At 70.0% G+C, this 20,103-nt stretch carries 12 protein-coding genes and 3 pseudogenes; 5 read left to right on the top strand and 10 right to left on the bottom strand.

The window, feature by feature from the left end; genetic code table 11:
- From ACFYOH_RS24900 to ACFYOH_RS24880, 5 genes are all read right to left on the bottom strand, one after another.
- A partial coding sequence (locus tag ACFYOH_RS24900) for a transposase (protein ID WP_388629293.1) occupies nucleotides 1-525 on the bottom strand: 525 nt, incomplete at its 3' end.
- 165 nt (nucleotides 526-690) lie between these two features.
- Nucleotides 691-1,146: a DUF6884 domain-containing protein gene (locus tag ACFYOH_RS24895; protein ID WP_388629225.1), complete on the bottom strand. Its 456-nt coding sequence runs from the start codon at nucleotides 1,144-1,146 to the stop codon at nucleotides 691-693.
- 346 nt (nucleotides 1,147-1,492) lie between these two features.
- Nucleotides 1,493-2,884, bottom strand: coding sequence for an MFS transporter (locus tag ACFYOH_RS24890; protein WP_388629222.1), 1,392 nt, complete (start codon nucleotides 2,882-2,884; stop codon nucleotides 1,493-1,495).
- Between the two features lie 358 nt (nucleotides 2,885-3,242).
- Nucleotides 3,243-3,971 carry a DNA-3-methyladenine glycosylase gene (locus ACFYOH_RS24885; protein ID WP_388629219.1) on the bottom strand — a complete coding sequence of 243 codons (729 nt, stop codon included), beginning with the start codon at nucleotides 3,969-3,971 and terminating at the stop codon, nucleotides 3,243-3,245.
- A 572-nt stretch (nucleotides 3,972-4,543) separates the two neighbouring features.
- Complete coding sequence (locus ACFYOH_RS24880) at nucleotides 4,544-5,548, bottom strand: GlxA family transcriptional regulator (protein WP_388629216.1); 1,005 nt, start codon at nucleotides 5,546-5,548, stop codon at nucleotides 4,544-4,546.
- Between the two features lie 568 nt (nucleotides 5,549-6,116).
- On the opposite strand from ACFYOH_RS24880, the gene ACFYOH_RS24875 reads away from it, so the two are divergent.
- On the top strand, nucleotides 6,117-7,196 hold the full coding sequence (locus ACFYOH_RS24875) for a TDT family transporter (protein WP_388629213.1): 1,080 nt from the start codon (nucleotides 6,117-6,119) through the stop codon (nucleotides 7,194-7,196).
- 97 nt (nucleotides 7,197-7,293) lie between these two features.
- Here the strand turns inward: ACFYOH_RS24875 and ACFYOH_RS24870 are convergent, their stop codons facing one another.
- The 5 genes and pseudogenes from ACFYOH_RS24870 to ACFYOH_RS24850 all read right to left on the bottom strand — a co-directional run bounded on the left by ACFYOH_RS24870 (nucleotide 7,294) and on the right by ACFYOH_RS24850 (nucleotide 13,660).
- The gene (locus ACFYOH_RS24870) at nucleotides 7,294-7,839 is read right to left on the bottom strand and encodes a hypothetical protein (protein ID WP_388629210.1); all 546 of its coding nucleotides are present in this window, start codon (nucleotides 7,837-7,839) and stop codon (nucleotides 7,294-7,296) included.
- A 76-nt stretch (nucleotides 7,840-7,915) separates the two neighbouring features.
- A pseudogene (locus tag ACFYOH_RS24865) lies at nucleotides 7,916-8,251 on the bottom strand (hypothetical protein); the annotation flags it as partial.
- A 266-nt stretch (nucleotides 8,252-8,517) separates the two neighbouring features.
- On the bottom strand, nucleotides 8,518-8,724 hold the full coding sequence (locus ACFYOH_RS24860) for a DUF488 domain-containing protein (protein ID WP_388629290.1): 207 nt from the start codon (nucleotides 8,722-8,724) through the stop codon (nucleotides 8,518-8,520).
- A 135-nt stretch (nucleotides 8,725-8,859) separates the two neighbouring features.
- Nucleotides 8,860-10,835 (bottom strand): annotated as a pseudogene (gene dxs / locus ACFYOH_RS24855) (1-deoxy-D-xylulose-5-phosphate synthase).
- An 81-nt stretch (nucleotides 10,836-10,916) separates the two neighbouring features.
- A pseudogene (locus tag ACFYOH_RS24850) lies at nucleotides 10,917-13,660 on the bottom strand (multifunctional oxoglutarate decarboxylase/oxoglutarate dehydrogenase thiamine pyrophosphate-binding subunit/dihydrolipoyllysine-residue succinyltransferase subunit).
- Nucleotides 13,661-14,040: 380 nt separating this feature from the next.
- Between ACFYOH_RS24850 and ACFYOH_RS24845 the strand changes: the two are divergent.
- The 4 genes from ACFYOH_RS24845 to ACFYOH_RS24830 all read left to right on the top strand — a co-directional run.
- Nucleotides 14,041-14,457 (top strand): MarR family winged helix-turn-helix transcriptional regulator, encoded by a 417-nt coding sequence (locus ACFYOH_RS24845; RefSeq protein ID WP_388629207.1) that lies wholly within the window; start codon nucleotides 14,041-14,043, stop codon nucleotides 14,455-14,457.
- Between the two features lie 1,058 nt (nucleotides 14,458-15,515).
- Entirely contained in the window at nucleotides 15,516-15,938 is a 423-nt protein-coding gene (locus tag ACFYOH_RS24840) for a secondary thiamine-phosphate synthase enzyme YjbQ (RefSeq protein WP_388629205.1), read from the top strand.
- Nucleotides 15,939-16,493: 555 nt separating this feature from the next.
- The gene (locus ACFYOH_RS24835; protein WP_388629201.1) at nucleotides 16,494-17,516 is read left to right on the top strand and encodes a glycoside hydrolase family 3 N-terminal domain-containing protein; all 1,023 of its coding nucleotides are present in this window, start codon (nucleotides 16,494-16,496) and stop codon (nucleotides 17,514-17,516) included.
- Between the two features lie 513 nt (nucleotides 17,517-18,029).
- Nucleotides 18,030-20,103 (top strand): SpoIIE family protein phosphatase (locus ACFYOH_RS24830; protein ID WP_388629200.1); only part of this gene is annotated, 2,074 nt, incomplete at its 3' end.

Here is a 20,103-nt window from a genome sequence, read left to right as displayed (position 1 = left end):
ACGGTTTGCGACCTGCCCATCCCTGATCTTGACATTGATGGCGTCCACGAACAGGACCGGGTAGACGCGGTCGAGGGGCCGGTTCTGCCATTCGGCCATGCCGTCCATCACCTTGTCGGTAATGGTGGAGATGGTCTGCTTGGACACCTCCGCCCCGTAGACCTCGGCGAGATGAGCGGAGATCTCCCCGTGAGTGAGGCCCTTCGCGGACAAGGACAGCACCATCTCGTCGACGCCGGTCAGGCGGCGCTGCCGCTTCTTCACGATCTGCGGCTCGAAGGTGCCGGCGGTGTCGCGGGGCACCCTCACCTCCACCGGACCGACATCGGTCAGCACGGTCTTCGCGCGCGTGCCATTGCGGCTGTTGCCGTTGTTCTTCCCGGCCGGATCGTGCTTCTCATAGCCGACGTGGTCGGTGATCTCGCCTTCCAGAGCGGACTCCAGCACCCGCTTGGTCAGCAGCTGCAACAGCCCGCCCTCGCCGGTCAGCTGCAGTCCATCGTTCCGGGCCCGGTCAACGAGCATCGCAACGAGCTGCTCGTCCGACACCGCACTCGACGGTGCCTGAACCACCTGCTCAGCCTGCTCGTTCTCCACGGCGGTCTCCGTCATCAGACGCGTCTCCTTGATCATCAGATCCGCCGTTGATTAGACACTCCCGGCGAGGCCTCGGGGTCGCCGCACGAAGCGTCATGTCAGAGGCATTCCCCGTCCCTCGCGCAATGCTGCAAGCCGGGCCATTTGCTCACCCATACCGCGTGCTCCGGCCAACGGCGTGTGGACGTGCGGCCAGAGGGAGCGCACGAGGCTGATGTGTCGTGCACCGCCGAGGGCCACCACCGGGTCAAGGCCCACGATGTCACGCACGGTTGCCTGTTCCAGAAGGACCTGGCTCGTTACCGCGTCGGCTGCGCCATGAGGTGTGTCGTACGGCTCGATGACGTCGTCGAGGCCGAGGAGCCCGTGGCGTGCAGAGAGAATGAGCAGCAGGTCAGGTTGCAGTGCGTCGGCGGCCTTGCGGCATGCCCGGTGGTAGGAGCCTACGTACATGTCTGCGGAGCGCGCGGGCGAGCCCAGTTTGCGGCTGCCGCACGGAATGACGACGAGTTGCGGCTTGAAGTAGTCGAGATGGTCGTTTGTGGTCATGTCTGTGGTCCTGCCTGTGCTGTGATGTGAGCAGTACTGGTCGTGTGCGCCCGGCGTGTTCTGGTGGAGACCCGCCTGCCGGGCGGTCGCGCCGGGGGATGGCTATGGCGGAGCGGAGTTCGAGAAGAACAGGGTCATGCCGGATGACCGGCCTGAGGCGTCCACGGGAGGGGCAGGGGAGGCGGCCGATGGAAGCTCAGACCCGGCAATGCCGCCGTCGCACGAACAGCTGGTGCACACACGGCCTCTTCGAGCAGGCCCACTATGTCCCCTGACGCGCAGCGGCAGCACCGTTCCGCCAGGCCCGCCACGGCCGCGGACTCTCGCTTTCGCCGCCGGCGGCACGTCAGACCACGCGCTCCTTGGCGTTGGTCCTCACCGTCGGAGTCTCGGCCGGTGTCGGGTGGATTCCGGCGAAGCCGAGGAACGCACCGAAGGCCGTCATGCCGGCGGCGATGGTGAAGCTGAAGGCGTAACCGTGCGCGGCGGCGGTCACCTGGTCGGCGCCCGCACGCCGCAGCACGGCGGCGTGGCCGGTGCCCAGTGAGACCAGGGCCGCCAGACCGATGGCGCTGCCGATCTGCATGGACGCATTGTTCATGCTGGTGGCGATGCCCGCGTCCTCACCGGTGGCGCCGTCCACTCCGGCGACAGTGGATCCGACGAGGACGAGGCCGCCTCCCAACGGCACGAGGATCAGTCCGGGCAGTACGTCGGCCACATAGGTGCCGTGGCTGCTGAGGCCGGCAAGGAGGACGTAGCCGACCGTGGTGACCGCAAGCCCTCCTCCGTTCAGGGCCCGCAGACCGAACCGGGGAAGGAGGCGTGGTGCCATCACGGTGGCGCTGAAGAGAATGACCAACCCGAACGGTACAAAGGCGAATCCGGTCGCCAGCGCGGAAAAGTGCAGTATGCGCTGGACATACAGGCTCAGTGAGAAGAATAGGGTGGCGAACCCGACGTAGTAGCAGATGCGCACGATGTTGGCGATGCTCCGGTTACGTGAGCGCAGGAATGCGAGGGGCACCAGGGGCTGGGCCACGCGAGCCTCCACCAGCACGAAGCCGATCAGGCAGAGCACACCGATCCCGACGCAACCCAGGACGGGGACCGAGAACCATACGTGACTGTCCTTTTCCAGGAGGCCGAACACGACCAGGAGCAGACCGAGGGTGACCGTGACGGCGCCGAGGACGTCAGGCCGACCGCGCTTGGCGGCGCGGCTTTCGGAGACGAGCTTGAAAGTGGCGAAAAGCGCGAACGCGGCGATGGGCAGATTGATGAAGAATATCCAACGCCAGGAGGCGATGGTGGTCAGGACGCCCGAGAGCACGACTCCCAGGGCTACCCCAACTCCGGCCAGGCCGCTCCAGATGGCCATGGCCCGTGCCCTTTCCTGCCGCTGTGTGAACAGCAGCGTCACCAGGGACAGGGCTGCCGGGCTGACGAGTGCCGCACCGACGCCCTGTACGAAGCGGCCGGCGATCAGTACACCGGCTTGCTGGGCCACTCCCGCGCTCGCCGACGCCAGCGCGAAGATCGCCAAGCCGGTCAGGAAGAGGCGTCTGCGGCCGAGCAGATCACCCAGGCGTCCGCCAAGCATCAGCAGCCCACCGTAGGTGACGGTGTAGCCGTTGACGACCCATGCCAGGCCCGTGGTCGTGAAGCCGAGATCGTGCTGGATGGGGGGAAGCGCGACATTGACCACGGTCACATCGAGGAGCAGCATCACCTGCACGAGGCAGATGATCCCGAGCGCGCGCCACCTGCGCGGATCCGGTTCGGGAGTGGGACTGATCGGAGTCATCACTGATCGCCTTCTATACGTTCGGGCCGCCGCCGTCCCCGCGGACGCCGTCTCAGGAGGAGAGGCAGCAAGCGGGCCCGGCCCAGCGGACATTTCCTGAGGTTTTCAACTCGCAGGCGCCAGGTGTGCGTGGCCGCGGATAAGGACAGCGAAGGCGCACATTCGGTCTTCGCTGCGGGTTCGTCGCAGACCCCGGCGCCGGTACCGGAGCGAGGCTGAAGCACCTCCGGGTGCCGCCGCCTCCGGGGAGCGGCGCCGGCACTCGTGATGTCCCAGGCCGGCGGGAGGGTCAGCCCTTCGCCCGCCTCCGTTGGCGGGACCCCGGGTGCGCCCGATAGGCGCTGACGCTCGACTCGCCCAGCATCCAGAAGCGCCAGGGGTACAAAGCAGCAGGACCGCCCACCCCCGTCCGCGGCCCTCGACCGACCCGCGCGGACGAGACGCCCCCGGCGGGTTCCGCGAGGAACAACTCCGCTGCCCCGTCGCATGCTGACTGCCCGTCATGATGCAGATCGGCGATGCCCAACGCTCGCGCGAGGTTGGCCGGGCCGCGCGCCAGATCGCGCGCCCGTACCCCAGGCCCCCGGCGTTCTTGCGCGACGTCTGCTCCCTCCACGACGGTGCCGGCGCGGAGCAGCACCGAAGCGGGACGCCGCCCGGGTCCGCAGACGGCGTTCAGGCACCGGTGCACCGCGTGCGTCCGGTACACATAGAAGGTCCCCGGGGCCCCGAACTCCGCACGATTGGTCCGGTTCGGGCCCCGGAACGCGTGCGAGGCCGGGTCATCGGGCCCCTCGTACGCCTCCACCTCGGTGATACGCACCGCCGTCACGCCGCGCTGCGAGCGCGAGACCACGAGAACCCCCAGGAGTTCGGGAGCCACCTCGAGGGCGGGCCGGTCGAAGAAGTGCTCGCGCAAGGCGGACCGCCCTGCCGACGCAGCCCCCGGCTCATCGAACGCCCGCAACTGCTCGTGATCGGTCCCGGCCACGCCCGGGACCGTCCGGTTCTCTGCCAAGCCGCTGCCTCCTGTCGAGATTCCGGGACGCCGGATCCGACGCCCCACCGTCCCAGCGCTCTCCTTGCGTCGCCCCATGGCACGAGAAACTGCCGTGAGGCACTCGGATACGGACCTTCGAGCCGAACGCCCACCAGGCCGTTGGAGGAAGGAACACGCTTCCGGACGAGGTGACATCGAGGCCGAGCACGCGATCCAGGCTGCGGACGCGATGCTGGACTATCCGCAGTCGGGCGAACGTTTCCGGGGCCGCGAGACAACGCGGCGGGCATCCGGCCGACCGGCGCTTCACCCTCCTGCGCGTCACCGGCCACGCGCATGTATGGGTGAGCGAATGCGCCACCATCTACGACGGTGCGTCTTCGTACTCGGCGAGCGTCATGGAATTCGCCGACCAGCAGGTCGTGCACGAGACGCAGTACTTCGCCGGTCCTTTCAGCGCGCCCGCGTGGCGGGCCGCGCTCGCAGAGCCGGTGCTTGGGACAGACTGTCGAGGAGGCCTGACTGGCCTCGTCCGGCACGGCCGGCCTGTCGGATTTCGGCGATTGTCTGTGCTCGCCGACCTCCAGGGCTCAGGCGCCCTTGCCGTCGACTCCGGTGTGCGTGGTGCGGAAGCGTGCCCGGTAGGCTCCCGGCGTGATCCCGAGGTTGCGCGTGAAGGCCCTACGCAGGGACTCCGGTGACCCGAAGCCGGTGCGCCGGGCCACCGTGGCCATGGGGTCGTCGCTGTCTTCCAGCATCGCCTGGGCGGCCTCCATGCGGACCTGCTCGACGTAGCGGGCCGGGGTCGTGTGCATCTCGTCGTGGAACAGGCGTGTCATGTGGCGGGTGCTCACACCTGCCCGGCGCGCCATGGCGGCAAGGGTGTGCGGGGCGGACGGGTCCTCGGCGACCGCGTCCAGGACCCGGCGCAGCATCTCCTGTCTCGCGCGCGGGGTGTGGGTGCGGACACTGAACTGGGACTGGCCGCCCGGCCGCTGCATGAACACGACCATGTCCTTGGCCACGGCGCGGGCGACGTCGGCGCCGAGGTGCTCCTCGACCAGGGCGAGCGAGAGATCGATGCCCGAGGTGACGCCTGCGGAGGTCATGATGTGGCCGTCGCGTACGAACAGGGCGTCCGCTTCCACGGTCACCTTCGGGTAGCGCAGGGCGAGCTGGTCGGCGAAGCGCCAGTGCGTTGTCGCCTTCCGTCCGTCGAGCAGTCCGGCCGCGGCGAGGAGGAAGGCGCCGGTGCAGATGGACGCCGTGCGGCAGCCGCGTGCGTCGAGCCCTCTCATGGCGTCCAGCAGCGCGTCGTCCTTGATGAGGGAGGGCCACTCCGGGCCGCCGGGGATGACGACCACATCGCTGGCCGCCTGTACCTGCGCGGCAGCGAGGTCGACGCGCAGTCCGGTGCCGGCTGCGGTGACCACGTCGGCGCCGTCAGGGGAGACCGTGCGTACGCGGTAGCGGCCGCCGAATTCGTTGGCTGTCGTGAACACCTCGATCGGGCCGGTGACGTCGAGCAGCCGTACGCCGGGGAAGACCAGCACGGTCACCAGGAGCGGCTTCCCGCCTGACGGCCTGTCCTTCATCGTGCGCCTCCCGGACGGACTGGGGCCCACATCGGAGGACACCATCATCCGCCCGGCGATGCTCTGCCGCTCCTGTGCCGATTGTCGTCCGCGTCCCTGCGGCATGCTGCTGCCTTCCGTGGTGTGGAACGAGGCATCGGGCTTCGGCGCCTCGCCCGTGTTCAGCGGTCGCTTGCCGTCTCGTCATGGCCACAGGTGTGGCCACAACACGCTCGGACAAGGACATCGGGGCATCGGGCCGGCACCCGGCAACGGGCCTGCACGGTGCTCGATGTCCTGGTGTGAGGGCGTCATGGCGCGTGCTGTTCTGTGGCGGGAGCCGCGCTTCGCCATAGCGTCGAGTGCGCCAACGGGCCGACGGTCTCGGCCGCGTCCCTGAGCTGCTGGGTGTGGCCCGGCCAGTCGGCCGGCCCGTCACCGTGGCTGGTCGTGGACGGTGACGAATCCGACACCCCGAGAGAAGGCACTCCGCGCCGTGACACCCCACCCCAGTACCAGCCGAGCGGTCCCGTCCCAGGTCGGCCCGGCCCCGAGAGCGTCCGCGGTCGGCTCGGCCCCGAGATCATCCGTGCTTGTACGTGACCAACCGGACGAGGCGAACGGCAGGGAGCGTGGCCGGCTCGGTCCCGGCTGGTTCGCCGCCGTCATGGGCAGCGGGATCGTCGCCGTCGCGGCCGCCACCCTGCCGCGCGGTTTCCCCGGGCTCGGCGAGGCCGCAACGGTGGTCTGGGCGGGGACCGTGCTGCTGCTGATCGTGCTCGCCGTCAGCTATACCGGGCAGCGGGCGCTGCGGGTGCATGCCGGTGATCCGGTACTGGCCCAGTTCTTCGGGGCGCCGCCGATGGCTCTGCTCACCGTCGGGGCCGGGACGCTGCTGCTCGGCCGGCGGCTGATCGGGGAGCGTGCGGCGGTGGATGCGGACTGGGTGCTGTGGTCGGCCGGTACGGTGTTGGGTCTTGCCACCGCCTGCACGGTGCCGTATCTCATGGTCACGCGGCACCGCTTCACGCCGGACGCGGCGTTCGGCGGCTGGTTGCTACCGGTGGTGCCGCCGCTGGTCTCCGCCGCGACGGGCGCGCTGCTCATCCCGCGGGCGCCGGCCGGGCAGGTCCGGCTGGCCCTGCTGCTGTGCTGCTACTCGATGCTCGGGCTCGGGTTGGTCGCGGTCCTGCTGGTGCTGGCCATGGTCTACAGCCGCCTGGTGCATCATGACGCGCCCGGCGGTGCGGTGGTGCCCACGATGTGGATCGGCGTGGGGGCGCTGGATCAGGCGGTGACGGCGCTGGGGACGCTGGCCACGGCGTCGCCGAGCGCGCTGCCCGCCCCGTACGCGCGCGGGAGTGGTGTCGTAGCGCTCCTGGGTGGGCTCGGGATCTGGGGCTTCGCCCTGCTGTGGCTGGTACTGGCCACGGCGCTGACCGTACGGGAAATCCGCAGAGGGCTGCCCTTCGCAGCCACCTGGTGGTCCTTCATCTTCCCCCTCGGTGCGTGCGTCACCGGCACCAGCGCGCTCGCAGCTCGTACCGGCTCGCAGCTGTTCGTCTGGAGCGCCGTCGTCCTGTACGCCCTGCTCGTCGCCGCCTGGGCGGTGGTCGCCTGGCACTCCCTGCGCCATGCTGTCCGGCAGCGTGAGCGCGCCCGCCGCTGACAGGGCCCGTGTAACGCTCCGCATGACACGGACGCGTCACGCGAACCCGGCTGTCTGCCGACGGGCGGCCGGGTTCGCGCCGCACCGCAACGCGTGCCTATGGCAGCGCCCCGGTTGCCGTCGAGGCCGTGCTCTGCGGGCGGGCCGTCTGCCCCGCACCGACGGATCCGTGCGCGGTCGTGGGGCGGGCCCGGAGTCTGGCTGCCACCATGGCGGCGAACACGACAGCCCAGAACACCACGGCGATCCAGACCTCCCAGCGGCCCACGCTCGTCATCCACGAGGTTGCGGTCGCGCGTCCCAGCTCATGCGTGGTGACCGCATACATACCGACCGGGAAGACGAGGTTCCACCAGCCGAGCTCGTAGCGCAGCGGGATACGGCGCAGCGCGTGCCGCCAAACGCCCAGAGCCAGCAGGAGCGGAATCAGCCAGCTTGAGAACGCCCACAGGACGACGGACGTCCCGATGACGAGCGGGCGCGACAACATCGTGGGATGGAGAGCGATCAGCCGGACTCCGGCGAGTACGGCGATCGCCGCCGCCCCCATGAAGATCCATACGGGCGTCATGAGGCCTTCCGGCTGCACCGGCCGGGCCAGCAGCCGGGCCAGGACCAGCGCGGCGGTCAGCAGGTACTGCATCAGGCCGACGGCCGGCCCAGCACACCACTGCCAGGACGGTCAGTGCGTGTCCCGGGGTCACCCGGGCCAGCGATGCCGCCGCGACCGCCACCGACTCCGATCCCACCGACCACAGGAACCAGGTGCCGTTCACCTGGTCGAGCGAGGGGCCCCGCTTCAGCGTGGTGATGAGCGCGAGCGGGATGCCGTAGTCCAGCACCACCCACCCCAGCGTCCCGAACGCCAGGAACGCCCCGGCGACCGCGGTGTGTCCGGCCGGCACAAAGCGAGCAGTCAGCACGTTCGAGGAGATCGCGAGGGTGAGGAACGCGAAGGCACGCGGCCCGAGGAGATCCGCGACGAACCGCTCGCGCCGGCGCAGCAGCCGCCAGCCGTAGGCGGGCACCAGTACGGCATAACCGGCCAGGGCCACCCACAGCAGTACGGCGGAGGCAGTGTCGGCGCCGTCGACGTACAGGCCGTGAAGACGATGCCGGTGCCCATCACGAACGCGAGTGCGCCCGCGTTGAGATTGGACACTGCGGCGGAGACGGCCGCGCGGTGGCCGGGCGGCCGGGAACCGGGAGCGGTACGTCCGTGCTCGGGAAGGGCGGCATCCGGGCGCCGCTCATCGTGAGAGCCGGGTTCGGTGAGCCATTCGGCCAGGACCGCGGTATGGCTGTGGTCCATGTCCTGGGTTCAGGTCAGCAGGGTGAGGCTGCGGTATTGGGCCAGGTCCCGACGCCGGGTATCTGCGTATTTGTGCCGTTGATCGCCCAGTTCGGTGAGATAGCGGCGGCGGAACTCACCGAACCGCTGGGGGTGGTGGCCGTACCAGCGCTGCAGCTCGATGGATGGTGCGACCTCCCGCAGCCACTCGTCGAGCGGTGCGCCTTGCCGGCGCAGACCTTCCGGTCAGACCCGGTCGACCAGCACGCGCTCGCCGACCTCGCCGTCCTCGCTTGGCGTCTGCTCGTCGATTCTGCGGCAGATGATCTCGGACATGACGCATCCTCCGGCCGCTTTCGCAGGAGAAGCATTTTACTGGTATGCGAAATTCATTGCCTTTTGGGTGCGGGGATGGTGCGGGGACCGGTGGGTACCGCGGTGACGGCCGCGCCGGCCAGGGTCTGGGTGACGGTGCGCGATCGCCTGAGCGGTCAGGCCTGCTGCCCCGAGGATCTCGGCCCGGGTGGCCTGCCGGGGAAACCCGTCCGCCACGCCCACGGCACGTACCGGGGTGCGGATGCCGGCCTCCTGCAGGCCCTGGGCCACCGCTGTGCCCACTCCTCCGGCGCGCAGGCCGTCCTCGACCGTGACGACCAGGGCGTGCTCGGCGGCGAGCGCGGGCAGATCGCCGGGGAGCGGCTTGACCCACAGTGGATTCACTACGGTGACCTCCACCCCCTGCTCGGCGCAGAGCTCCGACGCTTCGAGAGCGACCGAGGCCGTCGTTCCGACAGCGACCAGCAGGACGCCGCGGCCGGGGGCCTCGCGCAGGACGTCGACCGCACCGGCGCGGCCGACCGCCGGGATCGCCGGGCCGACCGTGCCTCTCGGGTAGCGCAGGACCGTCGGCGCGTCGGTGATCGACACGGCCTGCCGCAACTGCCGCCGCAGCGTGCGCGCATCGCGGGGAGCCCCGATACGCAGGCCGGGGACAGCTTGGAGCATCGCAAGATCCCACAGCCCGTTGTGGCTGGGGCCGTCGTCACCGGTGACTCCGGACCGGTCGAGGACCAGGGTCGCACCGAGCCGGTGCAGCGCGAGGTCCATCAGCACCTGGTCGAGGGCGCGGTTCAGGAACGTGCCGTACAAGGCGATCACCGGATGCAGGCCCGCCATGGCCATCCCGGCGGCCGAGGCGACCGCATGCTGCTCGGCGATCCCGACGTCGAAGAACCGTGCCGGGTAGCGTGCGGCGAAGTCGTTGAGACCGACGGAGCCGGGCATGGCCGCGGTGATCGCGGCGACGTCCGGGTGCGCGTCGGCCAGTTCGACCAGTTCCTGGCCGAACACTGCCGTCCAGGTCAGACCAGCGGGCCGCAGAGGGTGCCCGGTCTGCGGGTCGATGATGCCGATGCCGTGCAGGTGGTCCTCCTCGTTCTGTTCGGCCGGCGCGTATCCGAGCCCCTTGCGCGTGATGCAGTGGACGACGACCGGCGCGCCATGGGTCTTGGCCCGCTCCAGGGCTGCTTCCAGGGCGGTGATGTCGTGGCCGTCGACGGGCCCGAGGTAGTGCAGTCCCAGCTCGCAGAAGAGCGAGTGCGGCATCACGGCCTCGGCGCTGCCCCCTGCGAGGCCCGCTTTCAGGCCCTCCTTGATGCCTTCCTTGGCCGCGTGCAGGGTGCGGTGCGGCGCCCGGCCCGGCGCTCCGGCACCGTCGAGCGCCTGTCTGCCCCAGCCGGCCAGACGCTCGTAGCCGGCGCGGGTGCGCAGGGCCGCCAGGTGCCGGGCGAGTCCGCCCACGGTCGGTACGTACGAGCGTCCGTTGTCGTTGACGACGATCACCACCGGCCGGTCCGGTGCCGCCGCGATGTTGTTGAGGCCTCCCAGGCCAGCCCTCCGGTGAGTGCTCCGTCGCCGACGACGGCGACGATGTGCCGGTCCGACTCTCCTGCGAGCTGTGCGGCCTTGGCCATGCCATCGGCGTACGACAGGGCTACCGATGCGTGGGAGTGCTCGATGTGGTCGTGCGTGGACTCCTCCCGGCTCGGGTATCCGGAAAGCCCGCCACGCTGCCGCAGGCCGGAGAACTCACCGGCCCGCCCCGTCACGATCTTGTGGACGTACGCCTGGTGCCCGACGTCCCACAGCAGCCGGTCGCGCGGGGAGTCGAAGACCCGGTGCAGCGCCAGGGTCAGTTCCACGACGCCGAGGTTGGGCCCCAGATGGCCTCCCGTGGCCGCGACATGGCGGACCAGGAAGTCGCGGATCTCCCCGGCCAGCCGGACCAGCTCTGGATGGCTCAGACCCCTCAAGTCCGCGGGCTGGTTGATGCGCGCCAGCAGGCTCATGCCGCTGCTCCTCCTCGATGCTGCCGTGGTGTCGACGGATACGCGCGGTGGGCAGCCGATGCGCACCGCGCGAGCCGCTGATCACTGGAAGGCCGATGTCACGAGAGCCTTCTGCTCCACGCCGTGCCGGCGGGCCGAGCCGGCCGCGGGCGCGGGCGCCTCGGGCCGGCTCACGCACTCCACCGCGCGCCGGGTCAGCCGGTGCAGACGCGGCGCGACGAACGACCACGCACCCTGGTTCTCCGGCTCCTCCTGCACCCACCGCACGTCCGCGGCCGCGGGGAAGCGGGCGAGTTCCGCCGCGAGTTCCTCGTCGGGGAACGGGTAGAGGCGCTCCACGCGGACGATCGCCGTGTCGGTCGAGCCCGCGGCGTGCCGGTGGGCGTCGAGGTCGTAGAAGACCTTGCCCGAGCACAGCAGCACGCGCGAGACACGGGCCGGGTCCGTCGTGTCGTCCGGCAGGACCGGGCGGAAGCCGCCCTGGGTGAACTCGGCCAGGGCGGAGACGGCCGCCTTCGACCGCAGCATCGACTTCGGGGTGAAGACCACCAGTGGCCTGCGGCCGTCCAGCGCCTGCTGCCTGAGCAGATGGAAGTAGTTGCCCGGCAGGGAGGGCATGGCCACGGTCATGTTGTCCTGCGCGCACAATTGCAGGAAGCGTTCGATCCGGGCGGAGGAGTGGTCGGGGCCCTGGCCCTCCAGGCCGTGGGGCAGCAGCATGGTCACTGCGGAGCGCTGGCCCACTTCTGCTCGGACGAGGCGATGTACTCGTCGACGACCGTCTGCGCGCCGTTGGCGAAGTCACCGAACTGGGCCTCCCACAGCACCAGGGCTTCCGGACGGGCCTGCGCATAGCCGTACTCGAAGGCCAGCGCTGCCAGTTCGGACAGCATCGAGTCGTACGGTGCGAAGCTCGCGGCCTGCGGGCTGAGGGAGTTCAGCGGCGTGTGCTCCGCGCCGGTGCGCCGGTCGGTCAGTACGGTGTGGCGCTGGCCGAAGGTGCCGCGCCGGGAGTCCTGTCCGGCCAGCCGTACCGGGACGCCGTCCAGCAGCAGCGAACCGATCGCCAGTGTCTCCGCGGTGGCCCAGTCGACGGTGCCGGTGTCGAGCGTCGCCGTGCGCCGGTGGAGCTGCGGCAGGACACGCGGGTGCACGGTGAAGCCCTGCGGCAGGTCGGTCTGCGATGCGATGACCTGACGGGCCCTCGCCTCGTCGATCGCGGTCGCCGTGCGCTGGGTGGCCGCCTGTCCGGCGTCGGCGCAAGGAAGGTCTTCGGCCGGTGCGGGAGCGGGCAGCGCCCGGGTCTCGGCCAAGGCCCGTTCGAGGTGATCCTGGTAGTTGCGGCGGGCACTGTCCACCTGCCGCTCGCCGATGTCCCCGCGGCGTATGAGGGCCGCGGCGTACAGCGTGCGCACCGAAGCCTTGGCGTCGATGCGTTCGTACATCATCGGCTGCGTGATGGACGGGTCGTCGACCTCGCTGTGCCCGTGGCGCCGGCAGCAGACCAGATCGACCACGACGTCCCTGTGGAACGTCTGGCGGTAGTCGAAGGCCATCCGTGCGACGCGGCCGACGGCTTCCGGGTCGTCGCCGTTGACGTGGAAGATCGGGGCCTCCACCATCCGCGCCACATGGGTGGCGTACGTGCTCGAACGGCCGTTGGCGGGCAGGGTGGTGAAGCCGATCTGGTTGTTGACGACCACGTGGACCGTCCCGCCCGTGCGGTAGCCTGGCAGTTGCGACATGTTCAGGGTCTCGGCGACCACGCCCTGGCCGGCGAAGGCCGCGTCGCCGTGGAGGACGACCGGCAGTACGGGGAAGGGCTCGCCCTGGTCCCCGGCCAGGTCCTGCTTGGCGCGCACCACGCCCTGGGCCACCGGCCCCACGATCTCCAGGTGCGAGGGGTTCGCCACGACCGAGACGGCGATGGTGCCGCCGTCCAGGGCACGGTAGGTGCCCTCCGCGCCGAGGTGGTACTTCACGTCCCCCGAGCCCTGGACCGACCGGATGTCCACCGCGTCCTCGAACTCGTCGAAGATCTGGCCGTAGGACTTGCCGATGATGTTGGCCAGGACGTTGAGCCGGCCGCGGTGCGCCATCCCGATGACGGCTTCTTGGACACCGTCTTCGATGGCGCGGAGCAACAGGGCGTCGAGCAGCACGATGGCCGACTCGCCGCCTTCGAGCGAGTACCGCTTCTGGCCCACGTACTTGGTCTGCAGGAACGTCTCGAAGGCCTCCGCGGCCCCCAACCGGTAGAGGATCCGCAGCTGTCCGGCACGGTCCGGGCGGCGCTGCGGCCCCTCGACGCGTTGCTGGATCCAGCGGCGTTCCCGGGCGTCCTGGATGTGCATGTACTCGAACCCGGCGGTGCGGCAGTAGAACTCCCGCAACGCCCCGAGCACTTCGTCGAGTGTCATCGTGGTGTGCCCGGCGAACCCGTCCACGGCGAAGTCCTCCGCCCGGTCCGCGTCGTTGAGTCCGAATGCGGCGATGTCGAGTTCCGGATGTGCGAAGGCGGGCCGCGCCATGAGCGGGTCCGTGCCTGCCATCAGGTGCCCGCGCACGCGATAGGCGTGGATGAGCGCGGTGACCCGTACCGCCTTGAGCGCCGCCTCGTCGGTGCCCTTGTGGTGTTGGGCTGAGGCGGTCAGGGAGGCCGCGGCGGCCGGGGACACCAGGGTGGCGAAGAAGTCCCTCCACGTCTGGTCGACCGAGCCGGGGTCCTGGAGGTAACGCCGCCGCTGCTCGTCCACGACCCATTCGTTGAGCCCGAAGTCCAGCCCGTGAGACGCTGCTCGAGCGGTGTCTGATTGCGACGCCATGGCGCGAACGCCTTCTTTCCTCTGCGAAGCCTTGGGATGGCGGACGCGGCTACGGCGGTCGTCCGCCTGCGTGTCAGGTGTTCGAGAACTTCGCAAAGGTTGCGGAGACCGACCCGTTCGACCGCGTCGCACTGACGACGCTAGGACGCCGGGAGTGCGGAGACGGAGGGTCGGGCGCGCCACGACGGCCTCACATCAGGACATCGGCCGGGTGACGGCCTGCTGCCTGCCGTCGTCGCACAGTCGGAGTGCGGGCGGGTGACGCCGTCCTGATCCGAGGGCTTCGTGTCCGTCCGGCCCGGGATCGACGTCGTATGGAATCTGGTTGTGATGCTGCGGCCGCGGGCTTGCGGCCGGAGAACCGACCCTTGGGAAGGAATATGATCGACTACGATTTGTCGGACACCACGCGGTGGCAGTTTCCAGGGGTCCTGCGGACCTTGGGTCTCGTGCACGGTGAGTTGCGGGTGCGGCACGGTCTGTCGCTCCATGACTACCTCATTCTCGGCGCGCTCGCCGAGGCCGCGAGCGGATCTGTGCCCGTTGCCAAGCTGGCGGCGTCCCTCCAGGAATCCGGGGACCGGATGTCCTACCTCCTCAGGGGTCTGCAGGCTGCCGGACTGATTGATCGCCATCGTCGTGCCGGAGACCGCAGGACGGTCGAGGCCACCCTGACCGACGCAGGACGCTCCAGGTTCGCCGCCGCCGAGACGACCGCGCAGGCGCTGATGCGCCAGCACCTCGGTCCGGGACTGGACACCCAGGAGCCGTCCGGCCGATCGTGTGACGTCACTTGATCTGCTCGTTTTCCACGCCACCGGCTGTGGTCGGCGGACGGCACCTGGGCGCGGCTTCTGCGGCGAATCCAGCCCGTGGCCTACAGCGGGCGAGATCGACTGCGACGTCCTTGATCAGCGTTTCCCATTCCGGACCCCCGGGATCAGCAGGACGTCGCATGGCTTCTGTACATCATCGACCCGCACATCGGCGCCGAGGCGGGTCCCGGCGGAGGTGATCACGTCCGTACCCCTCGGACGCGATCCGCACCTGACACTGACCGCCGAACTCGTTGGCCGCAGCGAACACCTCGATGGGACCGGTCACATCGAAGAGCCGCACCCCGGGTGAAGACGAATACCGTCACGGTGGTCGGGCCCCGTCCGGGGCGTTTGTGGTTCATCGGGTGGCTCCGGGCCGTGTGCGGCGCAGAGGCCAGTACCCCGTTGAGCGCTGGTCGGTGAATGCTCCGAAGCGGTCGGCGCGCCGGTCGTAGCAGGGGTCGGGCCGCGAACCGTCGGATTTGCCTGGGCTCATCGTGCGCCTTCGAGTCGTACCGAGACTACGACCTGTTTACTCCCTGCTGGGAGGCAAGGGCTCCCAGCCCGCCACTTGGACGGGCGTCAGGCGCGATTGAGCGTTCGCAGGGCGAGCCGCATGCATTGACACGGAGTGACAGGTCCGCCTTGTGACGGCCTGCCGTCAGAAGGCACGCATACGATGGGACTGATGTGCGGCTGAGCGCGCTGGTCCCTGGCGTTGTCGACCAGGTAGAAGCTCGCCCGCCTGCCTGAACGGCGGGTCACCGGCAGGGCAGCGGAGCCCGAGGGAAAAACAGCGGAGACCAAGGGAAGAAAGAAGCGGGGTAGGGCTTCAGCGGCCGCGGCGACACGCGGCGGAGGCCACCCGCAGCAGGTCGATATGACCGTGCGTGGTGAGCAGGGCTGAACGCAACGCGCGGCAGAACGCAGCGAGATGGCCGCGCCACGATCAACGGCGTCTGGTTCTGTGGACCGGCCGTCTCAGGACACCCTTGTGCCCCTGGGTGCGAACCCTGCGTATGGGCCAGGATGGGGGCATGCCAGATGCCTTCACCACCCGAATGCTGCACGTTTCCACCGGCTCTCGGGAACGCGTCGTCGACCTCACCGCCGACTGCGAGGACTTCCTGCGCGAGGCGGCGGCCGGCCGCGACGGCCTGCTCAGTATTTTCGTCCCGCACGCCACCGCCGGAATCGCCATCATCGAGACGGGCGCCGGCAGCGACGACGACCTCCTCGCTGCCCTGCACACCCTGCTCCCCGCCGACGACCGCTGGCAGCACCGCCACGGCAGCCCCGGCCACGGCCGCGACCACGTCCTCCCGGCCATCGTCCCGCCCCACGCGACCCTCCCGGTGATCGCCGGCCACCTGGAGTTGGGCACCTGGCAGTCGGTCTGCCTGGTCGACACCAATAAGGACAATGCCAACCGTCAGGTGCGTCTCTCGTTCCTCGGGTAGTTCCGAGGCGGCCACGACTGCAGCTTCTTCGCGTGTGACAAATCGTCCGACAAGGCTCGCCCGGGGCATCCGGGCGCCGAGGACAATGGCGGTTCGCTGGTGCGGGCTTCGGCGGATTCGCTGGTGGAATGCCAAGAGGCGAACAAATGCCCAATAACGTACGGTGTGATGGACGCAGCAAGCCGGGCTCGCCGTGATGGAAGTCTGCGCAGCGCGCGGTAGCCCCGGCTCGTCCAAGCCGGGAGAAGAACCATGACAATACGCGTCCGGCAGCAGGCCAGGAGCCGCCGCTGCACAGCCCTGCGCACCGGGATCCCGTTGGTCACTCTGGCGCTTGCCGTCACAGGGTGCGGTGCATCGGTCACACCTGGGGGGTCAGCCGACTCCACCGGATCCCTCACTGCAAGCAGATCCCTCCCCGCAAGCCATGGCACACGAGCCTCGGGTACCGCCAGTGCAGTGCCGAGCCGTACCGGCACTGAAGCTGTCCCCGCCACCGAGAGTGCCGCCCGGTCGGCATCTGCCGCCACCTGCACCGACCGATACCTGTCCGGCATGACCACTGCTCAACGGGTAGGGCAGCTTTTCATGGGGGGAATCGCCGCGGCCAACCCAGACCAGGCCCAGCTGCGCACTCTGCGCGACAACCATGTGGGGTCCGTCATGCTGACCGGCCGCAGCACCGCCGGTACGACGGCGACCAGAAAGCTCGTCGACGGTTTCCAACGCCAAGCGGACCAGGTCGCAGGCCGACGGGTCGGCCTCCTGGTCGCGACCGACCAGGAGGGCGGCCGGGTGCAGGTGCTCCACGGCCCCGGCTTCTCGACCATGCCCAGCGGCCTGACCCAGGGCAGCTGGTCGACCGCGACGTTGCGTACCCAGGCCGCCGGATGGGCCAAGCAGCTCAAGGCTGCAGGGGTCAACCTGAACCTGGCGCCGGTCGCCGACGTGGTCCCCGCCGCTCTGGGCACCCGCAACATCCCCATCGGTTCCTTCCAGCGGGAGTACGGCCATACCGCTGCCACCGTCACCTCCCACACCAGCGCGTTCGCCGCCGGCTTCGCGCAGTCGGGCGTGATGACCACGCTCAAGCACTTCCCCGGGCTGGGCCAGGTGATCGGCAACACCGACACCACCGCCAACGTCGTGGACTCGGTGACAACCGCCGGCAGTTCGAGCCTCACGCCGTTCCGGGCCGGGATCCGGGCCGGGTCACCGTTCGTGATGGTCTCGTCGGCCACCTACACCAAGATCGACCCCAAGCACCCGGCGGCCTTCTCACCGACGGTCATCGATCACCTGCTGCGCAGCCAACTCGGCTTCAAGGGCGTGGTCATCTCGGACGACCTCGGGAACGCGGTCGCCGTGCGCTCCTTCACTCCTGCCCAGCGGGCCGTGAACTTCATCGCGGCGGGCGGAGACATGATCCTCACGGTGCGGCCGAGCATTGTACCCGCGATGACACAGGCCGTCCAGACCCGGATGCGGCAGGACGCTTCGTTCCGGACCAAGGTCAACGACAGCGTGCGTCGGATACTCGACGCCAAGCACAACGCGGGCCAGCTCGACTGCCGCTGAGGTCTTGAAGCGCGTGTGTCGACGGTCTTCGGCCTCGATGGGGCCACGTCACCGTCGATCTCGGCAACCGCCGTGGCAGCGATGCCACCGGCGGTTCAATCGCACAGCCACCACCGAGGGTCGGCCAGAGGTCGGCGCCGAGGTCCCGTACCGTGCCGGCCTGCTCAGGGGCGTGGCCAATGGTGACGCCGTGGGTGCCGCGGGTGCTCCCGGCGCTCGGCATCATCAGCATCATCAGTGTGGGCAGGACTGACGATCAAGATGACAAGGAGCAAGCACCAGCAGTCCTGTGGCGGTCGTCGGATGCCGGCGGGCGACGTCCCCGGCAAGGTGAGCACGGCCCCACCGGCCGCGGGGTTCCGTCACCGTCCGTGTTCACCGCGCGATCCGATGGTGTGGGCGAAGCACCCCCCGGTGTTATTCAATGAGGTGTGCGGTCAGGGATCTCGGGGCCCCGTCGCACGGGTCCGAGTACGGCCTCGGCGCTGCGCCGGGGATTGCTGAGAGAGCCGCATGGACTCCACACCCTCCCCCTCGTCATCGTCGCCGTTCGACCTGGTCAGCAGTGCCCTGGGGCGCTACATCCCGCGCGGTGGCGCGGCAGCGGGCGCCGGTCCTGACGACGCGCAGGGCGACCGCACCGTCCGCCGTCGCGTACCCGACAACCCGGCGGGCAATGGTCAGGAGCAGATTCTCGGCGTGGTCAACCTGGACAGGGAGCTGAGAATCACCCGCTGCAATCTGGCCGCCCCCGTATTCGCGGGTCTGGACGCCGTGGCCGGGAGTCCCTTCGTCGATCTCCTGCCCCCCGGCGACGTACCGACCGTCACCCGGCGGTTGCGGCAGGTCCTGGAGACCGGTGAGGCGCACGTCGCCCGGATCCAGCGCCTGCGGCGCGCCGACGGGTCGGAGCTGGTGGTCTCGATGAGCATCCTGCCCGCCGCGGTGCCTCAGGAGGGGCTGACCGTCTCCCTGATCGCCATGGCCAGGAGGCTGCACCTGTACGCCGCCGAGACCGCGATCGGCACCTCGCTGGACATCGGCGAGACCGCGCAGTCGCTGGCGCAGTCCCTGCTGGCCTGGGGAGACGTGGCCGCCGTCGACCTCGACTTCGCCGTGTGGACGGGCGAGGGAGTCACCGGGCAGGCGCAGGGGCGCATCCGGCTGCGGCGGGCGGCCCTGGTGCCGGACCGGGCGTGGCCCGAGGGCTATGTGACTCCGGGCGACGATCTTCCCAGCGACGCGAGTCGCCTGCTGGCGCAGGCGGTACGGCGGGACGACGCCCCGCAGGCCATCGTCATACCCGACCGGGAGGCGGTCGAGCGCGTGCTCGGCAGTGCCCGGTTGATGCGTGCCCTGGTGCCCAGTGACCGGTCGGCGGGTGTGGCGTGCATACCGCTGGTCCTGGACGGCGCGCCGCCCGTCGTGCTGGGCGTGGCGGAGGTATGGCGGCGGGCGGACTGCCCCTTCCGCGACAGCGAGCTGTTCGACCTGCAGGAACTGGTGGCGAGGACCGCCCACCACGTCGACCTGGCCCGTCAGCACCAGCGCGAGCACACGCAGGTGCTGGCGTTGCAGCGCCGACTGCTGCCCCGGACCGGCGGCGACACCATCGAGATCGCCAGCATCTACCAGCCCGCCACGCCCGACAGCGCGGGCGTCGGCGGCGACTGGGTGAACAGCTTTCCGCTGCCGGACGGCCGTACGGCGCTGGTGGTCGGTGACGTCGTCGGGCACGGCCTGGGAGCCGCGGCGACCATGGGCCAGCTGAGCATGGAGGCCCGCGCGCTGCTGTCCGCGGGGCTCGGGCCCGACGAGGTGCTGGAGCATCTGGACAAGACCGTGACACTGCTGGACGACGCGGAGTCCGGGCTGACGGCCGGCTACAGCGCCCTCGGATCGACCTGCTGCATCGCCCTCTACGACCCGGTCAGCCACCATGTGGCGCTCGCCAGCGCCGGCCATCTCCCCCCGGTCCTGGTCTCCCCGGACGGGCGCGCGAGCCCGCTCGCGGTCCGCCCTCACCCCGGCCTGGGCGCCGAGTTCGCGCTGAGGGAACCGTTCGACGTGCACACGTTCCGTGCGCCCCCGGGCTCCCTGCTGGCCCTCTACACCGACGGCCTGGTGGAGGATCCGGCCCTGTCGATCGACGAGGGCATCGGCAGGCTGGCGGACGCCGTGTCCACGGTGCACCCCTGGGACGCCCTGCAGCAGGCCGCACGGCACGTCGTCTCCACGCTGGCACCGGCGCGCCAGCGCGACGACGTGACCCTGCTGCTCGCGCGCATGATCGGCTACCGCAAGGAGGACACCGCGACCTGGCGGCTGCCCGCCCGCGACGACGCGCCCGCCCGTGCCCGCGCGCAGGTCTGCGCGCTGCTGCGGCAATGGCGCACCAGGGACGACACCCGGGACAAGGTGTCGCTGCTGGTCAGCGAGCTGGTCACGAACGCGGTGCGCTTCGCCACCGGTCCCATCACGGTGCGGCTGATCAGGGCCGGTCACGGCTTGCTCTGCGAGGTGGGCGACACCGGCAACGGCAGGCCCCGTCTGAGGCGGGGCGGCCTCCTCGACGACGGCGGTCGTG

The organism is Streptomyces sp. NPDC007856 (assembly GCF_042868225.1).
Lineage (GTDB): Bacteria > Actinomycetota > Actinomycetes > Streptomycetales > Streptomycetaceae > Streptomyces.
Note: the sequence above shows the minus strand (reverse complement) of the source record. Positions and strands in the feature narration are given on the sequence as shown.

Bases quoted from the DNA above. Each gene is read 5' to 3' on its own strand.
- ACFYOH_RS24895 (WP_388629225.1), bottom strand. From the start codon at position 1,146: ATGACCACAAACGACCATCTCGACTACTTCAAGCCGCAACTCGTCGTC.
- ACFYOH_RS24880 (WP_388629216.1), bottom strand. From the start codon at position 5,548: ATGAAGGACAGGCCGTCAGGCGGGAAGCCGCTCCTGGTGACCGTGCTG.
- ACFYOH_RS24870 (WP_388629210.1), bottom strand. From the start codon at position 7,839: ATGCAGTACCTGCTGACCGCCGCGCTGGTCCTGGCCCGGCTGCTGGCC.
- ACFYOH_RS24845 (WP_388629207.1), top strand. From the start codon at position 14,041: ATGATCGACTACGATTTGTCGGACACCACGCGGTGGCAGTTTCCAGGG.
- ACFYOH_RS24840 (WP_388629205.1), top strand. From the start codon at position 15,516: ATGCCAGATGCCTTCACCACCCGAATGCTGCACGTTTCCACCGGCTCT.
- ACFYOH_RS24835 (WP_388629201.1), top strand. From the start codon at position 16,494: ATGACCACTGCTCAACGGGTAGGGCAGCTTTTCATGGGGGGAATCGCC.